19 protein-coding genes are annotated in these 23,948 nt (G+C 39.4%); 7 read left to right on the top strand and 12 right to left on the bottom strand.

Annotation, left to right across the window (positions count from 1 at the left end):
• Nucleotides 1-7: 7 nt before the first annotated feature.
• The 7 genes from nrfD to galT form a co-directional block, all read right to left on the bottom strand.
• A complete protein-coding gene (nrfD, locus tag E0709_RS03615) occupies nt 8-967 on the bottom strand; it encodes a cytochrome c nitrite reductase subunit NrfD (RefSeq protein ID WP_132301476.1) in 960 nt (319 codons plus the stop codon).
• Complete coding sequence (gene nrfC / locus E0709_RS03610) at nt 964-1,647, bottom strand: cytochrome c nitrite reductase Fe-S protein (protein WP_132301477.1); 684 nt, start codon at nt 1,645-1,647, stop codon at nt 964-966. The genes nrfD and nrfC overlap by 4 nt, the downstream gene beginning before the upstream one ends.
• Entirely contained in the window at nt 1,644-2,279 is a 636-nt protein-coding gene (gene nrfB, locus E0709_RS03605; protein ID WP_132301841.1) for a cytochrome c nitrite reductase pentaheme subunit, read from the bottom strand. The genes nrfC and nrfB overlap by 4 nt, the downstream gene beginning before the upstream one ends.
• A gap of 70 nt (nt 2,280-2,349) precedes the next feature.
• On the bottom strand, nt 2,350-3,873 hold the full coding sequence (gene nrfA / locus E0709_RS03600; protein WP_391540657.1) for an ammonia-forming nitrite reductase cytochrome c552 subunit: 1,524 nt from the start codon (nt 3,871-3,873) through the stop codon (nt 2,350-2,352).
• 321 nt (nt 3,874-4,194) lie between these two features.
• The gene (gene galM / locus E0709_RS03595; RefSeq protein ID WP_132301479.1) at nt 4,195-5,241 is read right to left on the bottom strand and encodes a galactose-1-epimerase; all 1,047 of its coding nucleotides are present in this window, start codon (nt 5,239-5,241) and stop codon (nt 4,195-4,197) included.
• Nucleotides 5,232-6,392: a galactokinase gene (galK, locus tag E0709_RS03590; protein ID WP_132301480.1), complete on the bottom strand. Its 1,161-nt coding sequence runs from the start codon at nt 6,390-6,392 to the stop codon at nt 5,232-5,234. Before galK ends, galM begins: the two co-directional genes overlap by 10 nt.
• 1 nt (nt 6,393) lies before the next feature.
• Entirely contained in the window at nt 6,394-7,443 is a 1,050-nt protein-coding gene (gene galT / locus E0709_RS03585) for a galactose-1-phosphate uridylyltransferase (RefSeq protein WP_132301481.1), read from the bottom strand.
• A 277-nt stretch (nt 7,444-7,720) separates the two neighbouring features.
• Here galT and E0709_RS03580 point away from each other — a divergent pair, with 277 nt between their 5' ends.
• The 5 genes from E0709_RS03580 to E0709_RS03560 all read left to right on the top strand — a co-directional run bounded on the left by E0709_RS03580 (nt 7,721) and on the right by E0709_RS03560 (nt 13,993).
• Entirely contained in the window at nt 7,721-8,725 is a 1,005-nt protein-coding gene (locus tag E0709_RS03580; protein WP_132301483.1) for a substrate-binding domain-containing protein, read from the top strand.
• Between the two features lie 166 nt (nt 8,726-8,891).
• Complete coding sequence (gene mglB, locus E0709_RS03575; RefSeq protein WP_132301485.1) at nt 8,892-9,884, top strand: galactose/glucose ABC transporter substrate-binding protein MglB; 993 nt, start codon at nt 8,892-8,894, stop codon at nt 9,882-9,884.
• 104 nt (nt 9,885-9,988) lie between these two features.
• A complete protein-coding gene (mglA, locus tag E0709_RS03570; protein WP_132301487.1) occupies nt 9,989-11,491 on the top strand; it encodes a galactose/methyl galactoside ABC transporter ATP-binding protein MglA in 1,503 nt (500 codons plus the stop codon).
• A 24-nt stretch (nt 11,492-11,515) separates the two neighbouring features.
• Nucleotides 11,516-12,523: a galactose/methyl galactoside ABC transporter permease MglC gene (gene mglC, locus E0709_RS03565; protein ID WP_132301489.1), complete on the top strand. Its 1,008-nt coding sequence runs from the start codon at nt 11,516-11,518 to the stop codon at nt 12,521-12,523.
• A 180-nt stretch (nt 12,524-12,703) separates the two neighbouring features.
• On the top strand, nt 12,704-13,993 hold the full coding sequence (locus E0709_RS03560; RefSeq protein WP_228777440.1) for an NRAMP family divalent metal transporter: 1,290 nt from the start codon (nt 12,704-12,706) through the stop codon (nt 13,991-13,993).
• A gap of 186 nt (nt 13,994-14,179) precedes the next feature.
• On the opposite strand, the gene E0709_RS03555 is transcribed toward E0709_RS03560, so the two are convergent.
• The 4 genes from E0709_RS03555 to rsuA form a co-directional block, all read right to left on the bottom strand.
• Nucleotides 14,180-15,505 carry an MFS transporter gene (locus E0709_RS03555; RefSeq protein ID WP_132301491.1) on the bottom strand — a complete coding sequence of 442 codons (1,326 nt, stop codon included), beginning with the start codon at nt 15,503-15,505 and terminating at the stop codon, nt 14,180-14,182.
• A 315-nt stretch (nt 15,506-15,820) separates the two neighbouring features.
• Nucleotides 15,821-16,051 carry a zinc ribbon domain-containing protein gene (locus E0709_RS03550; RefSeq protein WP_132301493.1) on the bottom strand — a complete coding sequence of 77 codons (231 nt, stop codon included), beginning with the start codon at nt 16,049-16,051 and terminating at the stop codon, nt 15,821-15,823.
• A complete protein-coding gene (locus E0709_RS03545; protein ID WP_132301494.1) occupies nt 16,051-17,250 on the bottom strand; it encodes a Bcr/CflA family multidrug efflux MFS transporter in 1,200 nt (399 codons plus the stop codon). The genes E0709_RS03550 and E0709_RS03545 overlap by 1 nt, the downstream gene beginning before the upstream one ends.
• Nucleotides 17,243-17,944 carry a 16S rRNA pseudouridine(516) synthase RsuA gene (gene rsuA, locus E0709_RS03540; RefSeq protein ID WP_132301496.1) on the bottom strand — a complete coding sequence of 234 codons (702 nt, stop codon included), beginning with the start codon at nt 17,942-17,944 and terminating at the stop codon, nt 17,243-17,245. Before rsuA ends, E0709_RS03545 begins: the two co-directional genes overlap by 8 nt.
• Before the next feature lie 681 nt (nt 17,945-18,625).
• Between rsuA and E0709_RS03535 the strand changes: the two genes are divergently transcribed.
• Nucleotides 18,626-20,320 (top strand): site-specific DNA-methyltransferase, encoded by a 1,695-nt coding sequence (locus tag E0709_RS03535; protein ID WP_207905236.1) that lies wholly within the window; start codon nt 18,626-18,628, stop codon nt 20,318-20,320.
• A gap of 9 nt (nt 20,321-20,329) precedes the next feature.
• Nucleotides 20,330-22,948: a restriction endonuclease gene (locus E0709_RS03530; protein WP_132301500.1), complete on the top strand. Its 2,619-nt coding sequence runs from the start codon at nt 20,330-20,332 to the stop codon at nt 22,946-22,948.
• A 4-nt stretch (nt 22,949-22,952) separates the two neighbouring features.
• Here E0709_RS03530 and E0709_RS03525 read toward each other — a convergent pair whose 3' ends face one another.
• Nucleotides 22,953-23,948, bottom strand: a complete 996-nt coding sequence (locus E0709_RS03525) for a substrate-binding domain-containing protein (RefSeq protein ID WP_132301502.1) — start codon at nt 23,946-23,948, stop codon at nt 22,953-22,955.

Genomic DNA, 23,948 nt, shown 5'->3' with positions numbered 1-23,948 from the left:
TAAAACATTAAGCCACGGTTAATTGTCCAGCGTATAAAATAAAATAGCGCAGACACAATACGCCGATTAAATCAAAAATCGACACCAATATAATAAAGTTTCGATTATATTTCCACTTATCATTGACAAACAGATTGGCAATCAGTGGAATAATAATCCCGATTAAGAATACCCCCAACCAAAATACCACGCCCCAAAAGCCTGTGAGTGCATTTTTTAACGCCACAACTTTAATCCCACCACCGAAATAAAGTCCGGCCAAAAAACACACCAATAACCCCAATTCAGTCACCATAATTGGCACTTCAAATTTATGGATAAAATGGATTTCGTGACTATCACCGGCTAATTTCCCTGCCAGTAAAATCATTAAAAAGGTTGCCGCAATCCCCGATGATGTGCCTGATGCTAAAAATAATGCCGGCAAGACGGGATTATTTAACATAGGATAACTAATCAATGCCGAGAGCAAGAAACCGGTATAAGCACCCAATACAGCAGCTAACACAAACAGCACCACTTCCACAGGTTTTAGCCATTTTTGTATTACTCCAATCCATTTGATCAGGAAATTTAACACAGGTATAAAACGATCAATCAACAAGGATAATTCATCTTTAAAAATAATGGCTGACCATATCGCTAAGATCAACAAATAAACTTGGAATAACATCACCCCCATCGACATCACGGAATGGAATTGATAATGAAACATGAGTTTCCAAAATGTCCAAGGACGAGCTAAGTGGAAAATCAGCAAGGTTAAGCCAATTAATACTGGCACAAAGCCTAAAATAACGCCACTGCGAATAACCCAGTTTTGGCTCGGTTTCTCTAATTTCACTGCACTCGTGTTGCGGAAAGCAATGGCTAATTGCACGGCACCGGATGAAATGCCTAACAAAAATAAATAAATGGCAATACTGCTATCCCAGACTAAATTTGGGGTTTGAAAATGTTCAGTCATGATCGATGTTCCCCTTTGCCAAATGGAATATGATATAAATTCGGTTCTGTACCTAACTGCACCTTGGTGCGATAAACCGGATTAGCCCGCACTTTTTGAACCACCGCACTGGTTGGATCATTCATATCACCAAAGGTTAAGGCGTTGGTCGGGCAACTTTCCACACAAGCCGGTTGTTTACCCTGTGCTAAATTAGTATCACGACAGAAATTGCATTTATCCGCAGTTTTATGAATAGGGTGAATAAAACGTACCCGATACGGACAGACTGCCACACAATATTGACAACCCACACAAAGATCCTTATGCACATCCACAATACCTGTTTTGCGATCAATAAAAGACGCACCGGTTGGGCAAACCGATACACAAGGGGCATTAGTACAATGTTGGCAAGATTGGCGGAAAAATTCATATTCCACATTAGGAAATTCACCCATCGGTTCACTACGGATAATTTCCAAACGTGAAACTCCTTCCGGCACTTGGTTCACTTCACGACAAGCATCCATACAAGCGGTGCAACCAATACAAGCGGTTTCATCATGCACCATGGCATAGCGAATGGTTTTGTCGGCATAATTGGTGCCACCTTGTGCCATTAAACTGACTGTTGTTCCTGTAGTAAGGATTAACGCTCCCATTCCAGAAACAAAGTTTCGGCGTGAGCAAGCGGTCATTTTTTATCCTTTTCAGTGCTATGTTGATCTTGTTGTTTCAATTTTTGTTGTTTACTGTGGCAATCCACACAAAGTTTTACTCGGGCTTTCGGTTGGATGTCTTTCATCGCATCTTGTTTCGGATGTAAAGTATGACAACTGGCACAAGCTAACTTAATGGAGTGAACATCATGAGCCCAAAATTTCTCTTGTAATTTTTCGGGCTGATGACAAGAAAAACACACTTCATTTTGTTCTGCTGGGGTATATTTAATCACTTGATCGTTATCCCACAATCCGTGAAAACGCATGACATCTTTTACGCCACGACGGTGATTTTCACTGATATTACCGTGACAGGTGACGCAAGTAATCGGCTTACCTGTCGTTGGATTTTTCTGATCTAAATGGATACCATGAAATTTGCCCGCATGAAATTCACCTTTGGCTTGCGCCGATGTCGTATCAAAACTGTGGCACTTAGCACAATATTCATTTGGGTTACGATCATTTTCTAGGCTCGGTTCATAGCTGGCTGAATTCACTTCTGTCGGCGTGGTTAGCGTTTCGGCTTGAGCAATAGATATTGCCCCAACAGACAGCATCAACAATGTAGAGATTTTGGCAAATTTAATTATTGAGTTCATCTTTATTACCTTAAAATTTAGCTTGAAACACACCGCACTTTTTCATTTTGTTTGGAAAGTGCGGTGGATTTTCAGGTTATTTCACCGGTGGTTCATCATTAATTAGCAAGCCTTTGGCTTTCGCTTCTTTATTCCACTCTGGCACAATTGTTTTTATGAACTCGTCTTTCGCTTGACGTTCTTTTTCAATATCAATTCCCATCACTTTCCACGCTTTCTCTGCGCTAGAAATATCTGGATAATCAATAGGTTGTTTAACTTCATGGCGGGATAAAATGATGGCTAATTCTCGGCGCGCATCGGCAGCACGATCCAAACCAGAGGCTATCACTTTCAACATAACATCCGGCGCGTGCATATGCCCTCCGTGACTGGCAGCGGAATAATCCCAACGCCATTGAGCATGGCGGATAGCTTGTAAGGCGTCTTTCATTTCGTCTTGTGTCGCACCGGCATCCCAAGCCGCTTTAGCTTCAAAATGAGCGCTGACTAATTGATCTTCCAATTTAATCATCACTTCTTTTATGTCTTTTTTATGATTGGCTACGGTTTGTTTTAAGGTTTGTTTACTTTGATCATGACATTTCGCACAAGTACTTTCAAAGGCATCAAATGGGTTGCCAATTTGGTGATTAGTATAGACTTTGCCGTCTTCCCCTTGTACTTTTGGCATATGGCAGTCAATACAGGTCACGCCATTTTTACCGTGCGTACCCATTGACCAAGTTTCAAAATCAGGATGCTGGGTTTTTAACATAGGGGCTTTAGATAAGCTATGTTCCCAATCTTTAAAGCCGATTTCGTCATAGTATTTTTCCATACTATCCACATCCACCCCTTTATACCATGGGAAAACTACGTTATTCGCATTGGTTTTATCAAAGTAATATTCTACATGACAGTTAGCACATACCGCCGCACGTTGGTCAGTACGATCTGATTGTTCAAAAGGCTTATCAATGGCTTCTAAAGCACGTAAAACGTGCGGACGAGCAATGCGTAATGCCGGTTTTCCATCAGCAAAGTCTTTTGAACCAGTATCGTGGCAATCTGCACAACCAATAGAATTAACCACTTCCGCCCCGGCTTTCGCCCATTTGCCAGTAAAATAGCCCTCTTCTCCCCATTCAGCAATTAAACGCGGTACATCCGGTCCTTTACAGGTCCAACACGCCATGGGTTGTGGTCCCGTATTCGCATCGGTTGGTGCGCCTGTACGTAAAATATTACGTACATCTGTGATGGCATAGTAATGACCGCGTGGTTTATTATAATCTTTAGCAAAAGCATAACCGCCCCACAATACAATCATGCGTGGATCCTGTTCTATCGCCGAATCTGCTGCGGTTGATTTATTGGTAGATTTCCAACTGTCATATTGACGTGGATATTTCTCTGCAAATTTTTCATTCACAGAGTCAATTTTAAGATCAGGATTGGGTGTAGCAAGCTCCCCTTTTTTCGGGGCATATTTGATTTCTGCTTGAGTATCCACTTTTGAAGCATCAATCGGTTGAGTATCTGCTAAGGTACCTTGTGCCATCAATAAACTCAAAAATGAAAATATTAGCAAAGAGAGCGTTTTTTTGAAGATGTCCACGGTAATCACTCCATATAAAATTAACCATATAAGGTATGAAGAAATATCTTAGCCACTCATCTTTAAATAATAATATTTATCATTTAAAACAATGGGATAAGATAATAAAATATAAAAATGCTAGGGTAAAATAACAAATTCCCACACTTTTTACATAGGTTTTCTACTTTTTATTGCGTTAGATCAAGTAAAATACACCTAAATGGGTAGGAGAAAGAAAGTAAGCTGAAAAATAAATAAACAATGTGCAGTGAAAATTTAGACAATACCGGGTGCCGTCATGCACCCAGTTATTTTTTAAGGAAATTAGATACTATTTGTTTAACTAAACTGAAATTTAGTCCAATGATGATATGTTTCTCCCGCTTTCAGCATTCCGCCATATTGCCACCATTCAGGGTGATTTGGGGTATCTGGTAAGGCTTGGGTTTCTAGGGCGATGCCTGTGTAATCAGCATATTCGCCACCACAACGAGTCGGTGTACCTTGGAGATAATTGCCTGTGTAAACCTGTAATGCTGCTTGACTGGTACTAACGGTTAAACACAAAGATCGATCAGGTGCGGTTAAAATAGCACAAGTTTTTTCTCGTTGTTGATCTAACAGAAAAGCATGGTCATAACCTTTGGTGAGCTGTTGTTCAGCTTGTAAAAAATCCTGTTTAATAGCTTTTGCTTGGCGAAAATCAAAGCTGCTATTTTGCACCGATTTTAAAGGAGCATTGGGAATACCTTGGCTATCTACGGGTAAAAATTGCGCGGCATTCAGTTGTAAAAAATGTTCACGAATATCACAACCTTGTGCTGCGTTATTTAAATTAAAATAAGCATGATTGGTTAAATTTAATGGCGTGTCTTTATCCGAAACGGCTTTAAATTCAACGATCAGGGCATTATCATCGGTTAAACGATAAATAGCTTGCACCTTTACATTACCTTGAAAACCTTGCTCACCATCAGGTGAAATTAACGAAAAAATCACAAAATTTTCACCGCACTTTTCGCCTGTTTGCTCGATTTTCCAACGTTGTTTATCAAAGCCAATTAAACCACCATGTAACTGATGCTCATTTTGATTAGCGGTTAATTTGATGGTTTCACCTTGATATGCAAATTGACTGTTGGCAATTCGGTTAGCATAACGTCCGATAGTTGCGCCTAAATAAACGCCTTGTTTGGCATAGTCTGCTAATTGACAACCGAGTAACACTTCACGCTTTTCATTTTCTACTGGCACAACACAAGACACCCAAGTCGCTCCCCAGTCGATAAATTGTACTTGCATACCTTGCTGATTGGTTAAGGTAACGAGCTGTAAGACTTGTTTATCGAGCGCCAAAGTCTTTGTAGCTTCAATGGTTACGCCCATACTTGTACTCCTTGCGAGGCGGTACACACATAAAAATCTTCTTTAATTCCCGTCTGTTTTTGATAATTATCGGCAATCAGTTGACGTACAGCATCCACTTTTTCCACCGGCGCTACCGCCACAATACAACCGCCAAAACCACCACCTGTCATTCTCGCCCCGCCTGTATTACCTACAGCGACTTGAGCTAATTCGACTAAATAATCAATTTCAGGCGTGGTGATCTCAAAATCATCACGCATGGAATCATGGGATTGCCCCATTAATTTGCCTAGGGTTTGAATATCCCCTTGATTTAAAGCTTGTACCGCATCTAGCACACGTTGATTTTCGGTGACAATATGTCTGGCACGTTTAGCGGTATCTTCATCTATAGCAGTGAGCTCCGCTTCACGTTGTTTAAACTGTTCAATCGACACATCTCGCAAGGCTTTCACCCCAAAGAATTCAGCAGCTCGTTCACATTGTTGACGGCGAGTATTATATTCGCCCGTGACTAAATCGTGTTTAACATGGGAATTCACGATCATCACCGCAATATTTTCTGGCACTGGCACAGCAACGGTTGCAAGGCTACGGCAATCAATCATGAGTAAATGACCTTGTTCGCCTAAGGCTGAAATAAGCTGATCCATATTGCCACAATTTGCCCCGACAAATTTATTTTCTGCCATTTGTCCGATTAACGCAATCTGCGTATCGGTTAAGGCAAGGTTTCCTAACTGTTGACAAAATTTACCTACTGCCACTTCAAGGGAAGCGGAAGAACTTAACCCCGCAGATAAGGGCACATTACCCGTGATGACTAAATCAGCCCCTTGCTTGAAATCAGGGCAATGTTGCTGAATAAACTTCACCACCCCACGCACATAACCCGTCCATTTTTTATTAGCCACTGGGGTAATTTCGGTGGTTAATGAAAATTGATCGGTATCCTCTAAATCGGCGGCATAGACATTAAAAATATGATCATCACGTTTTGCGCCACTCACTGCCGTACCATAATTAATCGCACAAGGCATCACAAAGCCATCATTGTAATCGGTATGTTCGCCGATAATGTTCACTCGCCCCGGAGCATATACATTTAATTCGGAAGTGCGGTGAAATTTTTGCTCAAATAATTGGTTAGCTTGTTGTAAAGGGGTCATGTTATTTTCCTTCTTTATAATGTACTTCGCTTAAATCACGTAATCTTGTCGCCGCTTGTTCAGCGGTTAAATCCCGTTGGCTTTCGCCTAACATTTCGTAGCCCACCATAAATTTTCGCACCGTAGCAGAGCGCAACAATGGCGGATAAAAATGGGCGTGTAATTGCCAGTGATCGTTTGGTTCACCGTTAAATGGTGCGGCATGAAAACCCATTGAATAAGGGAATGATGTGTTAAATAAATTATCGTATTTGGTGGTTAATTTTTTTAGCATTAACGCTAAATCTTCCGCCTGTTCAGGGTTTAATTCCGTTAAGCGTTTAATGTGTGCTTTTTTCGGCATTAATAGGGTTTCAAACGGCCATACCGCCCAATACGGCACCACGGCTAACCAATGTTCGGTTTGCACCACAATGCGTTCTTTTAATTGTAATTCACGTTGAGCATAGTCAAGCAACATTGGCGAATGCTGTTCAACAAAATAACGGCGTTGAGTTTGATCTTCTCGAGCGACTTCGTTCGGTAAAAAGCTATTTGCCCAAATTTGACCATGTGGATGTGGATTGGAACAGCCCATCGCCGCCCCTTTATTTTCAAAAATTTGTACCCATTGATACTTTTGCCCCAACTCACTAAGTTGTTGCTGCCAAACCTTAATCACTTGGCTAATTTCCGCCACGCTTAATAATGGCAAGGTTTTACTATGATCAGGCGAAAAACAAATTACCCGACTTTCGCCTTGAGCTTGAGCCGATTGAAATAGCGGATCAGTGGATTTTTCAGGGGCAGGCGTATCTTCTAGCAATGCCGAAAAATCATTTTTAAACACATAAGGCTGTTGATAATCTGGATTGAGTTCCCCTGTAATGCGTTTATTGCGTGGACAGAGATAACAATTTGGATCATGATTTGGCTTTTGTTCTTCATTAACTTTTTCCTGTTGCCCTTGCCACGGACGTTTAGCACGGTGCGGTGAAACGAGTACCCATTGATCAATGAGTGGATTGTAACGGCGATGTGGGTGTTCGGTTGGATCAAAAATAATGCTCATAGAATATCCTTACGCTTGATAAAAACGAAAACGGTTACATTTGACTTGGTATAAGATAGCAGATTTTTTGAAATAATCTGTGACGTAGATCATATTTTTGAAAAAAAATTGAAAAATTTATTGTATTTTTGGGTTGAAATGGCAAAAATGAAGTGGTAACGTTTTCATTATGTATCTTTGAATGTAGGGGCGTATTGCATACGCCCAGATTACGCTGTATTAATCACAAGAGTGTATACAATACGCCCCTACATCATTGTTATATTGGGAGAAAAATATGATTACCATTCGTGATGTTGCCAAACAAGCTGGTGTCTCCGTCGCCACGGTATCCCGTGTACTGAATAACGCATCTTGTAGTGAAACTGCTCGCCTTGCGGTAGAAAGTGCGGTGCAAAATTTGGGATATTCACCCAATGCCAATGCGCAAGCCTTAGCCTTACAAAATACTGATACATTAGGTGTTGTTGTCACTGATGTGACCGATCCATTTTTTGCGATTTTGGTGAAATCCGTGGATCAGGTTGCCCATGAATATGGCAAAACGATTTTAATCGGGATAGGTTATCACAATGCAGAAAAAGAACGTAATGCAATTGAAACGCTGTTACGTAAGCGTTGTAGCTGTTTAGTCGTACATTCTAAGGCATTGACCGATCAAGAGTTAATCAATTATTTAGAACAAGCGAAAGGAATGGTGATTATTAACCGCTGTATTGCTGGTTATGAACATCGTTGTGTCAGCTTAGATAATCAACGTGGCACATTTCTAGCGACAGAATTATTGATTAAATTAGGTCATCGTAAAATCGGTTATATCGGCTCAAATCATCAAATTAATGATGAAGTAGAAAGAAAACAAGGCTATTTAACCGCACTTCAACAATATGGCTTACCCGTGATTGAAAATACCAGCGTACAAAATAGCCCTGATTTCGAAGGGGGTGAAGCCGCAATGATTGATTTATTGAGCTATCATTCCGATTTAACGGCTGTAGTAACGTACAATGACAGCATGGCGGCTGGCGCATTATCAGTCTTAACTGAAAATAATATCAATGTACCACGTCAATTTTCGTTGATCGGTTTTGATGATATGCCGATTGCTAGCCATTTAGTACCAAAACTCTCAACTATTCGTTATCCAATTGATTTAATGGCAACTTATGCATCAAAATTAGCCTTAAGTTTGATTAATGAAAACATCGAAACGCCGATTCATACACAATTTAATCCAACGGTAGTGCGACGTTTTTCAACGGATAGCTGTTATCAGCGATAATTTTTTGTAACCGCTTACAGTTTTTTATCAAAAATGTGAGAATGATCACAGTATTGTAAAAAGAAATAGTGTATCTTAGTCATATTACAACAAGGTTGTTACAGTTTTTTAGACAATTTTGTGGTAATTTCATCATTTTAGTTAATCAATTAACGAGGACATTGTTATGAAAAAAGCAGTATTAAGTGCAGTCGCATTATCTATCGGTTTAGGCTTGGCAAGCAGTGCCGCCCAAGCAGCCAATCGTATCGGTGTAACCATTTACAAATATGATGACAACTTTATGGCATTAATGCGTCAAGAAATTGATAAAGAAGCCAAAAACTTAACCGGTATTGAGCTATTAATGAACGACTCACAAAATGCACAATCTATTCAAAATGACCAAGTGGATGTGTTAATTTCTAAAGGGGTAAAAGCCCTTGCGATTAACTTAGTTGACCCATCTGCGGCGCCGACTATTATTAAAAAAGCAAAAGCAGAAGATATTCCAGTGGTATTCTTCAATAAAGACCCGGGTGCTAAAGCCATTGAGAGTTACGAAAATGCTTACTATGTGGGTACCGATCCAAAAGAATCTGGGGAAATCCAAGGGGAATTAATTGCCAAACAATGGAAAGCGAATTCAGCCCTTGATTTAAATAAAGACGGCAAGATTCAATATGTGTTATTAAAAGGCGAACCGGGACACCCTGATGCGGAAGCACGTACCAAATATGTGATCGAAAAATTAAATGCACAAGGTATTGAAACTGAACAATTATTTATCGACACTGGAATGTGGGATGCGGCATTAGCGAAAGATAAAATTGATGCATGGCTTTCAAGTAGTAAAGCAAATCAAATTGAAGTGATTATTTCCAATAATGATGGCATGGCAATGGGTGCTTTAGAAGCGGTGAAAGCCCATGGTAAAAAATTACCGGTATTCGGTGTCGATGCCCTACCTGAAGTGTTGCAATTAATCAAAAAAGGCGATATTGCCGGTACCGTATTAAATGACGGCGTAAACCAAGGTAAAGCAGTTGTGCAACTTGCCAATAACCTTGCCAATGGTAAACCGGCCACCGAAGGTACTAACTGGAAATTAGAAAATCGTGTTGTACGTGTTCCTTATGTCGGTGTTGACAAAGATAACTTAGATACATTCTTAAAATAATTCCTATTATCTTGTCGTTAGGGCTTGTGATGGTCATACTTGTGTCTATCTCATAAGAAACACAAGCCCTATTGTTTCTTTAATGATTTAATGTGAGGTGAGATATGTTAACACAAGAAGTGCTACTCACAATGACCAACGTTAGTAAATCTTTCCCGGGGGTAAAAGCGTTAGACGGTGCTAATCTCACGGTCAAATCCCACTCTGTGCATGCCTTAATGGGGGAAAATGGAGCGGGGAAATCTACCCTATTGAAATGTTTATTTGGGATCTATGCTAAAGATGAGGGTGAAATTCTGTTCTTAGGCAAACCAGTAAACTTCAAAACCTCGAAAGAAGCCCTCGAAAATGGGATTTCGATGGTGCATCAAGAATTAAATTTAGTACGTCAACGTAGTGTAATGGATAACCTTTGGTTAGGACGTTATCCACTAAAAGGTATTTTTGTGGATCACACTAAAATGTATCACGATACCAAAGCCATTTTTGACGAACTTGATATTGCTATTGATCCAAAAGAAAAAGTGGCAAATTTATCGGTTTCACAAATGCAGATGATCGAAATTGCTAAGGCGTTCTCTTACAATGCAAAAATTGTAATTATGGACGAACCAACATCTTCCTTATCAGAAAAAGAAGTAGATCATCTGTTTAAAATCATTCAGACATTAAAAGATCGTGGCTGTGGCATTATTTATATTTCCCACAAAATGGACGAAATTTTCAAAATTTGTGATGAAGTTACGGTTCTGCGTGACGGTAAATGGATTAATACGGTGCCGGTTGAAGAAGCAACCATGGATGGTATTGTCGCCATGATGGTTGGACGTGAATTAACCCAACGTTTCCCTCCGAAAACTAACCAACCCAAAGAAGTGATTCTACAAGTGGAACATTTGACGGCAAAAAATCAACCATCCATTCAAGATGTCAGTTTTGAATTACGCAAAGGCGAAATTCTCGGCATAGCAGGCTTAGTTGGGGCAAAACGAACAGATATTGTGGAAACCATTTTTGGTGTGCGGGAACAAAAAAACGGTACGGTAAAACTGCATGGAAAAATTATGAAAAATCGCACCGCACTTGAATCCATTAATAATGGTTTTGCCCTAGTAACCGAAGAACGTCGTTCTACGGGAATTTATGCCAACCTGAATATTGAGTTTAATTCTTTGATTTCGAATATGAAATCCTATATCAGCAAATGGGGCTTATTAAGCAACAAAAAAATGAGCAGTGATACCCAATGGGTGATTGATGCCATGAATGTAAAAACTCCGTCCCATAAAACGAATATTGGTTCACTTTCTGGCGGTAATCAGCAAAAAGTGGTTATCGGCCGTTGGTTATTAACTCAACCAGAAATTTTGATGCTGGATGAGCCCACTCGTGGGATTGATGTAGGTGCAAAATTTGAGATTTATCAACTCATTATGCAACTTGCTCAAAAAGACAAAGGGATCATTATGATTTCATCTGAAATGCCAGAGTTACTGGGCGTCACTGACCGTATTTTAGTGATGAGCAATGGTAAAGTGGCAGGTATTGTAGAAACAAGTAAAACATCGCAACAAGAAATTTTACAACTTGCGGCGAAATATTTATAACCTATGTAATAAAGGAAGGTTGTTATGGTTATTAAAGACAATAAAACGTGGGATTTTTTCAAACAAAATGCCATTTACTTTGTGTTATTAATTTTACTTTTAATAATTATTGCTCAAGATCCCAGCTTTTTAAGCTTGCGAAATTTTAGTAATATCCTCACCCAATCATCAGTGCGGTTAGTAATTGCTTTAGGCGTTGCTGGGCTTTTGGTAGTACAAGGTACCGACTTATCTGCCGGTCGTCAAGTAGGTTTAGCGGCAGTGATTTCTGCGACTATGCTACAAGGTATGGACAATCTCAATCGTGTTTTTCCAGATTTACCTGAAATGCCAATTATTGCCGTCATCTTGCTGGTTTGTGCCATCGGTGCATTAATCGGTTTACTAAACGGTTTCGTGATTGCAGTATTAAATGTGACACCATTTATTGCCACCATGGGAACCATGATTATCGTCTATGGGATCAACTCCCTCTATTATGACGCAGTAGGCTCATCACCAATTGCCGGCTTTACCGAAAATTTCTCTGACTTCACACAAGGCTTTTTCCTACTGGGTTCGTTTAAGCTCTCCTATATTACCATTTATGCCATTATCGCCACCATTATTATGTGGACCCTCTGGAACAAAACTCGCTTTGGTAAAAACATCTTTGCTATCGGAGGCAACCCAGAAGCGGCTAAAGTATCTGGGGTGAATGTGGTGACCAATTTATTAGTGATCTATACTCTTGCCGGTGCATTCTACGCTTTCGGCGGTATGCTTGAGGCAGGTCGTATTGGTTCCGCCACCAACAACCTTGGTTTTATGTATGAAATGGACGCTATCGCTGCGTGCGTAGTTGGTGGTGTATCATTCGCTGGTGGTGTGGGGACCATTATCGGTGTGGTAACAGGGGTATTAATCTTTACGGTGATTAACTATGGTTTAACCTATATCGGGGTCAATCCTTACTGGCAATACATTATCAAAGGTTCGATTATTATTTTAGCGGTAGCGATTGATAGTTTGAAATATGCGAAGAAAAAATAGCTAAAAAAATACCGCACTTCAATAATCAAAATAAAAAACCGAGCATTGCTCGGTTTTTTATCTGATAACTCTCCATATCTAAGTTAATTATGTTGTTTCTAATAAAACAATAATGACAACTCATCATTTTATGCTATATTTTATCCTTTAAACCATAAAAATAACCAAAGGAAACAAAATATGTCTGAAAATAAAATAAACCAAAAGGCTTTTCAGCCCACCGCTGAAAAATCCACCTTAAAAAGTAAACTTAACGCCTTAGGACCCGGCATTCTCATGGCGTCTGCTGCCGTTGGTGGCTCACACATTGTTGCGTCCACCCAATCAGGGGCGATTTACGGCTGGCAATTAGCGATTATCATTATCTTGGCTAACCTATTTAAATATCCGTTTTTCCGCTTTGGATCCCAATATACCTTAGATACGGGTAATACCTTATTAGAAGGTTATTTAGAAAAAGGTAAACTCTATTTATGGGTCTTCTTCTTGCTTAATGTGTTTGCCACCATTATTAACACCGCTGGGGTTGGCTTATTATGTGCTGCTATTTTGACTTTCGTGTTACCCTTTCCAGTGCCACTCCCGACCCTAAGCCTGATTGTTATCGGAGGTTGTACAACAATTTTATTATTGGGTAAATATCGTCTGTTAGATAGTTTATCTAAACTGATTATGATTGCCTTAACCATCACCACTGTTGCTGCTGTCGTGATTGCTTTAATGCGTAATGGTATCCAAGGTGTTGCCCCTGAGGATTATATTGCACCAAGTCCTTGGAATTTAACCGCACTTGGTTTTATTGTAGCGTTAATGGGCTGGATGCCTGCACCGATTGAAATTTCTGCGATTAACTCTATGTGGGTGGTAGCAAAACGTCGTTTTACCAAAATTTCTTACCAAGATGGCATTCTCGACTTTAACATTGGCTTTATTGGCACCGCTATTTTAGCCCTCGTGTTCTTAGCCTTAGGTGCATTAGTCCAATTTGGTTCAGGCGACACCGTAGAAATAGTCAGCGGTAAATATATTGCCCAATTGATCAATATGTACGCTTCTACCATCGGCGACTGGGCAAGAGGGTTAATTGCCTTTATTGCATTTATGTGTATGCTCGGTACCACGCTTACCGTGATTGATGGCTATTCTCGTGCCAATGTAGAAAGTTTACGTCTGATTTTAGGTAAGCAAGAAAGTCGCCCAAGCATTTTAAATAGCGCAATTTTATTGGCGGCGCTTTCTGGATTAGCGGTAATTTTCTATTTTAACAATGCAGTCGGTCCAATGTTAAAATTCGCCATGATTGCGTCTTTTGTATCAACGCCAATCTTTGCTTATTTAAATCTTTCGTTGGTTTTAAAAGGCGAACATAAAGTTAGAGGTGGGTTATTCTGGCTATCAATTATCGGATTAATTTATTTAACTGGCTTTACGCTACTCTTTATCGCCAACCAAGCCGGTTTGTTTAACTAGACTTCATTAAAAGTGCAGTGAAATTTATAAAGGTTTATCTGCACCCCAAAAGTTGGACGCATAACCAACAAATTAAGGTGCAGATTTTTATGACTAAGTTCGATACAATATCGTCTTCAATCCTTGAAATAGGTGTCTAACTCTTTGGGTTAGAACACTATTATTCGTCCCTATTTATATTTACCGCTAATAAGCTAACACTTCATCCAACGCCATATCTTTGGTTTCTTTAGAAAGCCATAATGCCACAAGAGTCAATGCTGAATTTACCGCAAGATAGATACCAACGCCTAAAATACCATAATTAGCATTAATCTGAACAGCAAAAGTTGCCGCAACAGTCGCCCCCACAATAGAAGCAAAATTATAAGCTAAAGACGAACCTGAATAACGCACTTCTGTTGGGAATAATTCGGGTAATAACGCTGCCATCGGACCAAAAGTAAAGCCCATTAATGCCATGCCGACCACTAAAAATGCAAATACTGTCCAAGGTGTACCATTAGATAAGAACATTGGCATACATAAACCAAAAACAATCATCGCAAAGGTGACATATAATAAGAATTTACGGCGTCCCATTTTATCCGCATAAATACCTGAAATACTAGTAAAGATACCAAATACAATGGCACTTAGTAACAATAATCCTGTAAATACATTAGGTTCAATACCTAATCCCATCGGATGACCCGCATCCGATAATTTAGCTGGACTTCTTGAATACACTTGAGCAAAAGCGGTCATAATGTAGAACAACACATAGGTCGCTGTCATAATCAACGTTCCTAAAATCAAAGGTTTCAAATGCTGTGTAAATACCGTACTAACAGGCGCTTTTTGAAGTTTCCCTTGTTGCTCAGTGTCACGGAAAACTTGGCTTTCATGTAAACTTAAACGCACGTATAAACCAATTACCACCATCACAATCGATGAAATAAACGGAATACGCCACGCCCATTCCACCAAGCCTTGATGCCCCCAGAGATAACTCACGGTAAAGAACGCACTATTGGCTAAAAATAAACCAATAGGTGCCCCTAATTGCGGAAATGTACCATACCAAGCACGTTTACCGTCGGGAGCATTTTCTGTCGCCACTAAGGCAGCACCTCCCCATTCGCCTCCTAATCCTAAACCTTGACCGATGCGGCATAAACAAAGCAAGATCGGCGCCCAAATACCGATAGATTCATAATTTGGCAATAACCCAATAGTTACCGTAGATCCACCCATTAATAATAATGAAGCGACAAGGGTTTTCTTACGTCCGATTTTATCCCCAAAGTGACCAAATAATGCTGAACCAATAGGACGTGCAAAAAACGCTAAGGCTAAGGTAGAAAGAGAAAGTAATTCATTTGATAATGGATCACCACTGTGAAAGAATTGTGTATTAAAAACTAATACCGCTGCCGCCGCATAGATATAATAATCAAAAAACTCGATAGCGGTTCCGACCATCGAAGCAATAGCCACTTTACGTGGATCATTTCTTAATGTTGTCATAATAATGGTTCCTAAAAATAAATAACATTTGAAAATCTTGATATTTTAACACAAAGATGCCAAACACATTCAAGAGAAATATACTAAAATAGGCATGGATAACGTCATATTTTCGATATAAAAATCTAAAAACAATAGACCAAACCGATTATTAGACTTAAAATAAGAAAAAATTACAACACCCTCACTAAAAAAACAAATTTCTATAAAATAATCTCTTTTTTATCATGATGATTATTTTTTGCTTAAAATGTCAGCATAAAAATAAAAAACGGTGAAAATCATCAGAATTTCACCGCACTTTAATCTATCTCAATCTTAACCATTCCACCACATTGCTACCGCAATCACTAACACAAATACCACCAACCAAAACAACTGTACTTTCACATTTTGGCGATTTAATTGCTGATTGTGTAATCGACGTTGTTCCAGTTTTTGACGGTAAATTTCTAAATCTTCCTCTTTAAAAGAAAAGCCACAATGGGGACAACTTTCCACACTTTCACTGATTTTTCGCCGACATTCGGGGCAACGTTGTAATGCCATTATTTTTTCCCTTTTAGCGTTCTATAGGTTAAGAAATAATAAGTTAACACCGCAATAATCACACAAGCTACCATGGAAAATAACATTGGTTTTGCGCTTTCCAGTTTAAGTAAGGCGACTAATGAACCTATCGTTGCGCCCAAACCAAAACGCACCGTCCCAGCAATAGAATTTGCTGTCCCGGCAATGGTCGGAAATTTTCCCAGAATCGATGCCATCGCATTTGATGAAATTAACGCATTTTGTCCCACAAACACCGCTACACCGATTGCCATAGGCCAAAATCCGAGATCCAACATCGCCACCAAAAGTAACCACATACCAGCAATGAATTGTACCAACAAGCCGCCTTGCAATAATTTTTCAGCCCCTAATTTACTCACAAAACGTCCGTTAATAAGCGAACCAATACTCATCACACCCACATTCAACATAAAGAAATAACCAAAGTTTTCCACTGACACACCATATAAATCAATATACACAATGGAGCCAAGGGTTAAGAATACAAACATCCCGCCGAAACCAAAGCCAGATGAAATCATATAACCCAGCACTTCTTTTTGTTTCCATATCGTCGCAAAATTACGTGCAATAGTATTCAAACGTAACGGTACTCTATTCTCTTTTTTATGAGTTTCAGGTAATACAAAAAATACCAACAAGATACTAAGTACACCGGCAAAAGCAATAATATAAAAAATCATCGTCCAATGAAAATAGGTAACAATATAGCCCCCTAAAATCGGAGCAATTAAAGGTGCTACCATGACGATTAACATAATCAACGACATCATTTTCGATAGTTCATTTTTATCAAACAGATCTCGCAACAAAGCACCGACTAATACCACAGGAGAGGCACCGAAAAAGCCTTGCACAAAACGAAGTGCGGTAAAATGTTGAATAGAATCTACCGCCGTCAACGCAAAAGCAGAAATGGCACCCACTATGATACCTAATAAAATGATCGGCTTACGCCCATAACTATCACCGATAGGTCCCCAAAACAATTGCCCCATCGCCATACCGAAAGTAAACAACGTTAAAGTATAAGGCACCTGCTCAGGGTTCACCTTTAAATCCTGTGCAATATTCAAAAAAGCTGGCAAATACATATCAATACCCAACGGCGGTAACATGGACAAAATTCCCAATGTTAAGGTAAACAGTATGCTAGCTTTATAGGTTTTAGTCATTTATCACTCCTGAAATTTCTTCTTTGGTTAAGGCACGAAACTCGCCTTCTTCTAAACACTCATCTAATATAATATTCCCAATACGCCAACGGTGTAACCCCACCACTTTATTACCTAATGCCGCAAACATCCGTTTCACCTGATGATAACGTCCCTCGCTAATGGTGAGATTCACATTATAATCATCAATAATATCTAACTGTGCGGACTTGGTCGGTTCTTTTTCACCACGTAATAAAATTCCCTGTTCGCAAATTTGTTGATAATAGTTTTCCACAGGATCCGCAAGGGTGACTAAATAGGTTTTCTCGCAATGATGTTTTGGTGAGGTAATATGATGCGACCATTGACCATCATCAGTCAACAACACCAACCCCGTGGTATCCACATCCAACCGCCCTGCACTGTGCAATCTCCCTGCTAAAGGATAATCGAAAAATTGATAAATAGTCGGATACGTACCATCATCATTAGAACAGACTACGCCTTGTGGTTTATTCAACATAAAATACTGATTCCCCACCAACCATTCAAGACGTTCGCCATCAAATAAAATCTCATCTTCAGGCGACACTTTCACCGCCCCCGATTTTTCAATTTTTCCGTTAAGTTGCACCGCACTTTGTTTTAATGCCTTACTGGCTTGCGAACGGGTTAAGCCGGTCTGTTCGCTCAAAAATTTATCTAGTCTCATATTATATCCAATCATCTTGTCATATTGTTATGGTAAGGGGAAAAAGCGGTAAAAGAAAGAAGAATATCAAAAAAACAAAACCGCCATTTGACTGACGGTTTATGCTATAATTCATCTTGGTTGGTCAGGCAAGCAATTGCCTGAGCCGTCAGGTAATTGCGAGCCTTGATCTTGTTATGTAAACCACTAACAATAGGGGGCGATTATGCCAAACTGGTTAAAATGGCTTATAGTCATTGCGATCTCTATGATGTTATCTGGCGACACCGTGCAAAGTTTAGTCAGATAGCACCCAACCCCTAAAGGGCGAGCCGAAAGGTTCGCTCTTTTTGTATTATATGCCTTTAAGCCGATTTTTCAAGTGATACTGGTTATAATCCGCTTGCATTTAGTCGCTTTTTGCGTTAATCACGTTTATAATTCTGAAAAAAATATTAAATCTTACTTTTTTGTATAAATATTGTACAATATTCAGAATAATAAGGCTTCAAAATGCAACAACCCAATAATCGTCAAGGATCGGATCGGATCGGATCGGATCGCCAAGATTTTGCTTTTAATCTAACCCGATTACAACAACTTAAATCACTTTTACCCGAAATTTTTTGCGAAAATGAAATAGACTTTGACAAGTTCAAAGCCCTTTTTTCCGAGCAAATTGCCACCACACCCGATCGCTATATGCTCAACTGGGCAGGCAAATCGGAAGCCTATCACACCTTACAATCCCCAAGTTTTAAAACGCTCACGCCTTGTCCGCAGGAAAGTGTCAATTTTGAAAACTCCGACAATATTTTTATTGAAGGCGAAAATCTGGACGTGCTGAAAATTCTGCAAAAATCCTATTTTAACAGCGTAAAGATGATCTACATCGATCCGCCTTACAACACGGGCAATGATTTTGTGTATCACGATAATTTCGCCAGTCGTCTTGATGATTATCAGCAACAAAGCGGCGAGAAAGACGAAAATGGCTTGCTAAAAAAAGCCTTTGTGCGTAACAGCAAGGAAAACGGGCATTATCACAGCAACTGGCTGAATATGATGTTGCCACGATTGCATTTGGCGAAAAATCTGCTGAAAGATGACGGCGTGATTTTTATTTCCATTGACGATAATGAACAGGCTCAACTGAAATTACTGTGTGATGAAGTGTTTGGGGAAGAGAATTTTGTGGCTTGCGTATCAAGATCTACAGGAACGCCTACAGGTGGTGGTGGATTATCGCAAATAGTCAATGAACTTGATTATCTACTTGTTTATTCAAAATCATCAGAAGTAACCCTATCAGGTTTAGAAATGACCGAAGAAGAAGCATCTATTTATGACAGAGCAGACGAAAAAGGAAAATATTTAATCAGACCATTGAGACGAACTGGTGGTGAAGATAGAAGAGAAGATCGTCCAACAATGTACTATGCTTTACAAGCCCCCGATAATTCACTAGTTTATCCTATCGCTCCTGCTGGTTATGAAAGCCGTTGGATATGCGGTCAAGAAAAATATAATGAATTATTAAAAAATGAACTAATTGAATGGAAAAATAATCAAGGTAAATGGACTGTTTACCAAAAATTCTATTTAGAAGGAAGATTAAAGCAAGCTGGTAATCTATGGGCAGATGTAGAAGGCAACAAAAAAGCAACTAGAGATGTAAAAAATCTATTTAATAATACTAAAGTTTTTGACTTCCCTAAACCCATTGGATTTCTATCTAAAATATTAAAAATAAGCACAAACTCAGATGACCTAATTCTAGATTTTTTCGCTGGTAGTTGCACCACTGCTCACGCCGTCATGCAGCTAAACGCTAAAGATAACGGTAATCGCCGTTTTATTTGTGTACAAATGCCTGAATTGACCGATGAAAAATCGGAAGCCTTTAAAGCAGGGTTTAAAAATATCGCCGAAATCAGCAAAGAACGTATCCGCCGTGCGGGTAAACAAATTGCGGAAAATAACCCCGATAAACCACTGGATACAGGCTTTAAAGTGTTTAAACTCAGCGACAGCCATTTTAAACAATGGCAATCACCAAATATGGAAAATTTAGCACAACAGTTAGAATTTTTTATTGACCCTGTGGCGGATTTCGCTGAACCGCAAGCGATGTTATATGAAATTTTATTGCGTTTAGGCTTGAAATTAAGCATAAAAGTGCGGTTAGAAAATGATGTTTTTTGGCTGGATGATGAAAACGGCAAACGCTATGCCATTTTATTAAGCGAAGCCAACGAAGCCTTGTTTAATCAGATTATTGAGCAACAACCGCTGAAAGTGGTGATGTTAGATCGCTTGTTTAATGGCAATGATGCCTTAAAGAAAAATACCGAATTGCAATTTGCCGATCACCATATTCAATTTTTGGTGATTTAGGGAGCGATAATGGAAATTCAATTTGAAAACCTAAATTATCAATTGCAAGCCGTGCAAGCGGCGGTCAATTTATTTATCGGACAGCCCAATCAGCAGACCGAATTTTTGTTGCAAGGGCAAAATGATGTGCGTTTTGTCTCCAATCTGGATCTGAAAATTGATGATGAACAGTTGCAACAAAATCTGCAAATACAACAAAATTCACAAAAAATTGACCGCACTTTATTAAGCGAACAAGGCAAACATTTCACCGTGGAAATGGAAACTGGCACAGGCAAAACCTATGTTTATTTACGCACCATTTTTGAATTAAATCGTCAATACGGTTGGCAAAAATTTGTGATTGTGGTGCCGAGTGTGGCAATTCGTGAAGGCGTGTTGCATACCTTGAAAATGACGCAATCTCATTTTGCCAATCTGTTTGATAAACCTGCGGTAAATCCGAAATTTGAATATAAAAGCAATCAGCTTTCACGCTTAAAAACCTTTGCCACCAGCAATCATATTGAAATTTTGGTTATTAATATTGATGCGTTTGCCAAAGACAGCAACGTGATTAATACCCTAAATGAAACAGGCGTTGCCCCGATTAGTTATATTCAACAAGCTAATCCCATTGTGATTATTGACGAACCGCAAAATATGGAAACAGACATTCGCCGTAATGCCATTGAAAGCCTGAATCCGTTGTTTACTTTGCGTTATTCTGCTACGCATAAAAATGCTTATAACCCAATTTTCAGCCTAAATCCTGTGCAAGCCTATCAATTAGGTTTGGTCAAACAAATTGAAGTGGATAGCGTGCTGGCAGAAAATGATGTCAACGGTGCTTATTTAAATTTAACCGAAATTAAGGTTGCCAAACAAAGTTGGTCGGCGAAAATTGAATTGCTGTTTAACGATAAAAAAGCGATGAAGAAAAAAGTCGTCAACATTAAACCGAATCAAGATTTATTTGAACTATCGCAACAAAATGAAATGTATCGTGCTGGCTTTATTTTAAGCGGAATGGATTTGGATAGCCAAATGGTAGAATTTGCCAATGGTCAGCAAATTTTTGTGGGAACAGATCATTCTGCATTAAAAGACGATATTCAAAAAATGCAAATCCGCCGTACTATTGATGAGCATTTGAAAAAAGAACAAAAATTAAAACCGCTTGGCATTAAAGTGCTGTCGCTGTTTTTTATTGATAAAGTGGAAAATTACCGTAATAACGGCAAATTCTATCAATGGTTTGAGCAAATTTATCAGGAACTTACAAAAGAATCCGCTCAAGGCGTGCATAACGGTTATTTTTCGCAAGATAAAAAAGGCGTGGCAAAAGATACTAACGGCACAACGCAGGCAGATTACGACACTTATGCCTTGATTATGCGGGATAAAGAAACGCTGTTATCGCTGGATAATCCATTGCGTTTTATATTCTCCCATTCAGCGTTGCGTGAAGGCTGGGACAATCCGAATGTGTTTCAAATTTGCACCCTAAATGACACCGCATCGGAAATGAAAAAACGGCAGGAAATCGGGCGTGGCTTGCGTTTGCCTGTGAATCAACAAGGTGAACGAAACTATGAACGCAATCAGAATATTTTGACCGTGATTGCTAATGAAAGCTATGACAGTTTTGCGTCTAAATTACAACTGGAAATTGAGCAAGATTGTGGCGTGCAGTTTGATAAAAGCCAAATCAAAAAACGAGAAGATAAAAAAGCCGTTCGCTATCGCAAAGACTTCAGCCAACACCCTGAATTTCAAGCCATTTGGGAGCGGATTAAACAGCAAACCACTTATCGGGTAAATTTCACACAAGCGGAGTTGATTAAAAGTGCGGTGGAAAATATTCAAAAAATGGAGACAGTGCGTGCGACCAAAATTAAACACGAGAAAAACCGATTAAATATCAACAATTCAGGGATTACGGGCGAATATAAAAGCAGCAATCAAGCGGATACATCAGCCCAATGGGCGATTCCTGATTTGCTGGCGGAATTGCAAAAGAAAACAGGCTTAACACGCTTAACCCTTTGCCAAATTTTACAACAATCCAATCGTTTGCACGAAGTCAAAAATAATCCGCAACGTTTTATTGATTTAACCGCTGAAAAAATCAATGAAACATTACAACAAATTATGGCGGACGGCGTGGAATATCACAGAATTAATGGCAAAACCTATGAAATGACGCTGTTTAAGGATTTTGAATTTTATTTGAATCAATATAGCTTTAAGGTCAAGGATTCCAGCAAGACAATTTATGATGATTATATTGCCTTAGATTCGCAAACTGAATACCGTTTTGCCCAACATTGCGAAAGTAGCGATGATGTGCAGTTTTATTTTAAATTGCCCGAACGTTTTAAAATTCCAACACCGTTAGGCAATTATAATCCCGATTGGGCGGTGGTGTTTAAAGGACAAAATAAAATTTATTTTGTGGCAGAAACCAAAAATACAGGCAAAGGGATTCAAGCTGGAATCGATCGCAGCAAATTGCGTTCAACCGAAGATCTCAAAATCACCTATGCAGAACATAATTTTGCTGCGTTGAAAGTGGATTATCCTGATTTGGAATATAAGGCTGTGGATAGCGTGGAAGAATTAGCCGCAAGTTACAAAATTTCTTAAAAAATCACCGCACTTTTGCTATGGATTCTCGCAGAACCAAGCTCGGCTCCAACATCAAAGTGCGGTAATTTTTATCCGCATTTTTTATCCGTTGCAAAAGCGTATCCACCGCCATTTCTGCCAAGCGATTTTTTGGCTGATGAATGGTGGTGAGCGGTGGGCTAAGATATTGGGCAAGGGCGATATTATCATAACCAATAATAGACATATCCTGTGGCACAGATAACCCAGCTCTCCACAAGGCTTGATAAGCACCAAGGGCGATGGTATCACTACAACAAAACACCGCCGTTGGGCGTTCCTTTTGGCTGAGCAACTGCTCCATTCCCCAAATGCCGCCATTAAAATCAAAATGGCTTTCAATAACCCATTTTTCATTCAATGGCAAATTATATTCTGTTAACGCCTGTTTAAAGCCTTTTAAACGGTTTTGTGCCAACGGTTTTTTTAGGCTTCCTGTGATAATGCCAATTTTTTGATGATGATGTTCAATTAAGGTTTTTGTCGCAAGATAGCCACCAAATTCGGCATTTTCAAGGATTTTATCTGCATTGAGTTCTGTCGGCCACCAGTCCATAATCACGCAAGGCAAAGTTAAATTTAAGGGGTTTGCTTGAAAGTGGCTTTCGGTACACATTAACAATAAACCATCTACTTGCTTTTGAATCAAGGTTTGGATATTTTTTTCTAGGCGTCGTGGATCATCATCAGTATTGCATAAAATCAGATTGTAATTCAATCGATTACAATAACGCTCTACATTCGCCACAACTTCTGCAAAGAATGGGTTATCACTGGTAGTGACGAGCATGCCAATGGTGCGAGTTTCTTTGACTTTTAGGCTACGAGCAAGGGCTGACGGTTTGTAATTCAGATCGTTTACCACCGCCATTATTTTAGATCGCATTGCTGGGCTGACATTAGGGGCGTTGTTAATGACTAATGACACAGTAGATGTGGAAACCTGCGCAATGCGAGCGATGTCTTTCATTGTTGCCAT

Source organism: Lonepinella koalarum (genome assembly GCF_004565475.1).
GTDB classification, from domain to species: domain Bacteria; phylum Pseudomonadota; class Gammaproteobacteria; order Enterobacterales; family Pasteurellaceae; genus Lonepinella; species Lonepinella koalarum.
Note: the sequence above shows the minus strand (reverse complement) of the source record. Positions and strands in the feature narration are given on the sequence as shown.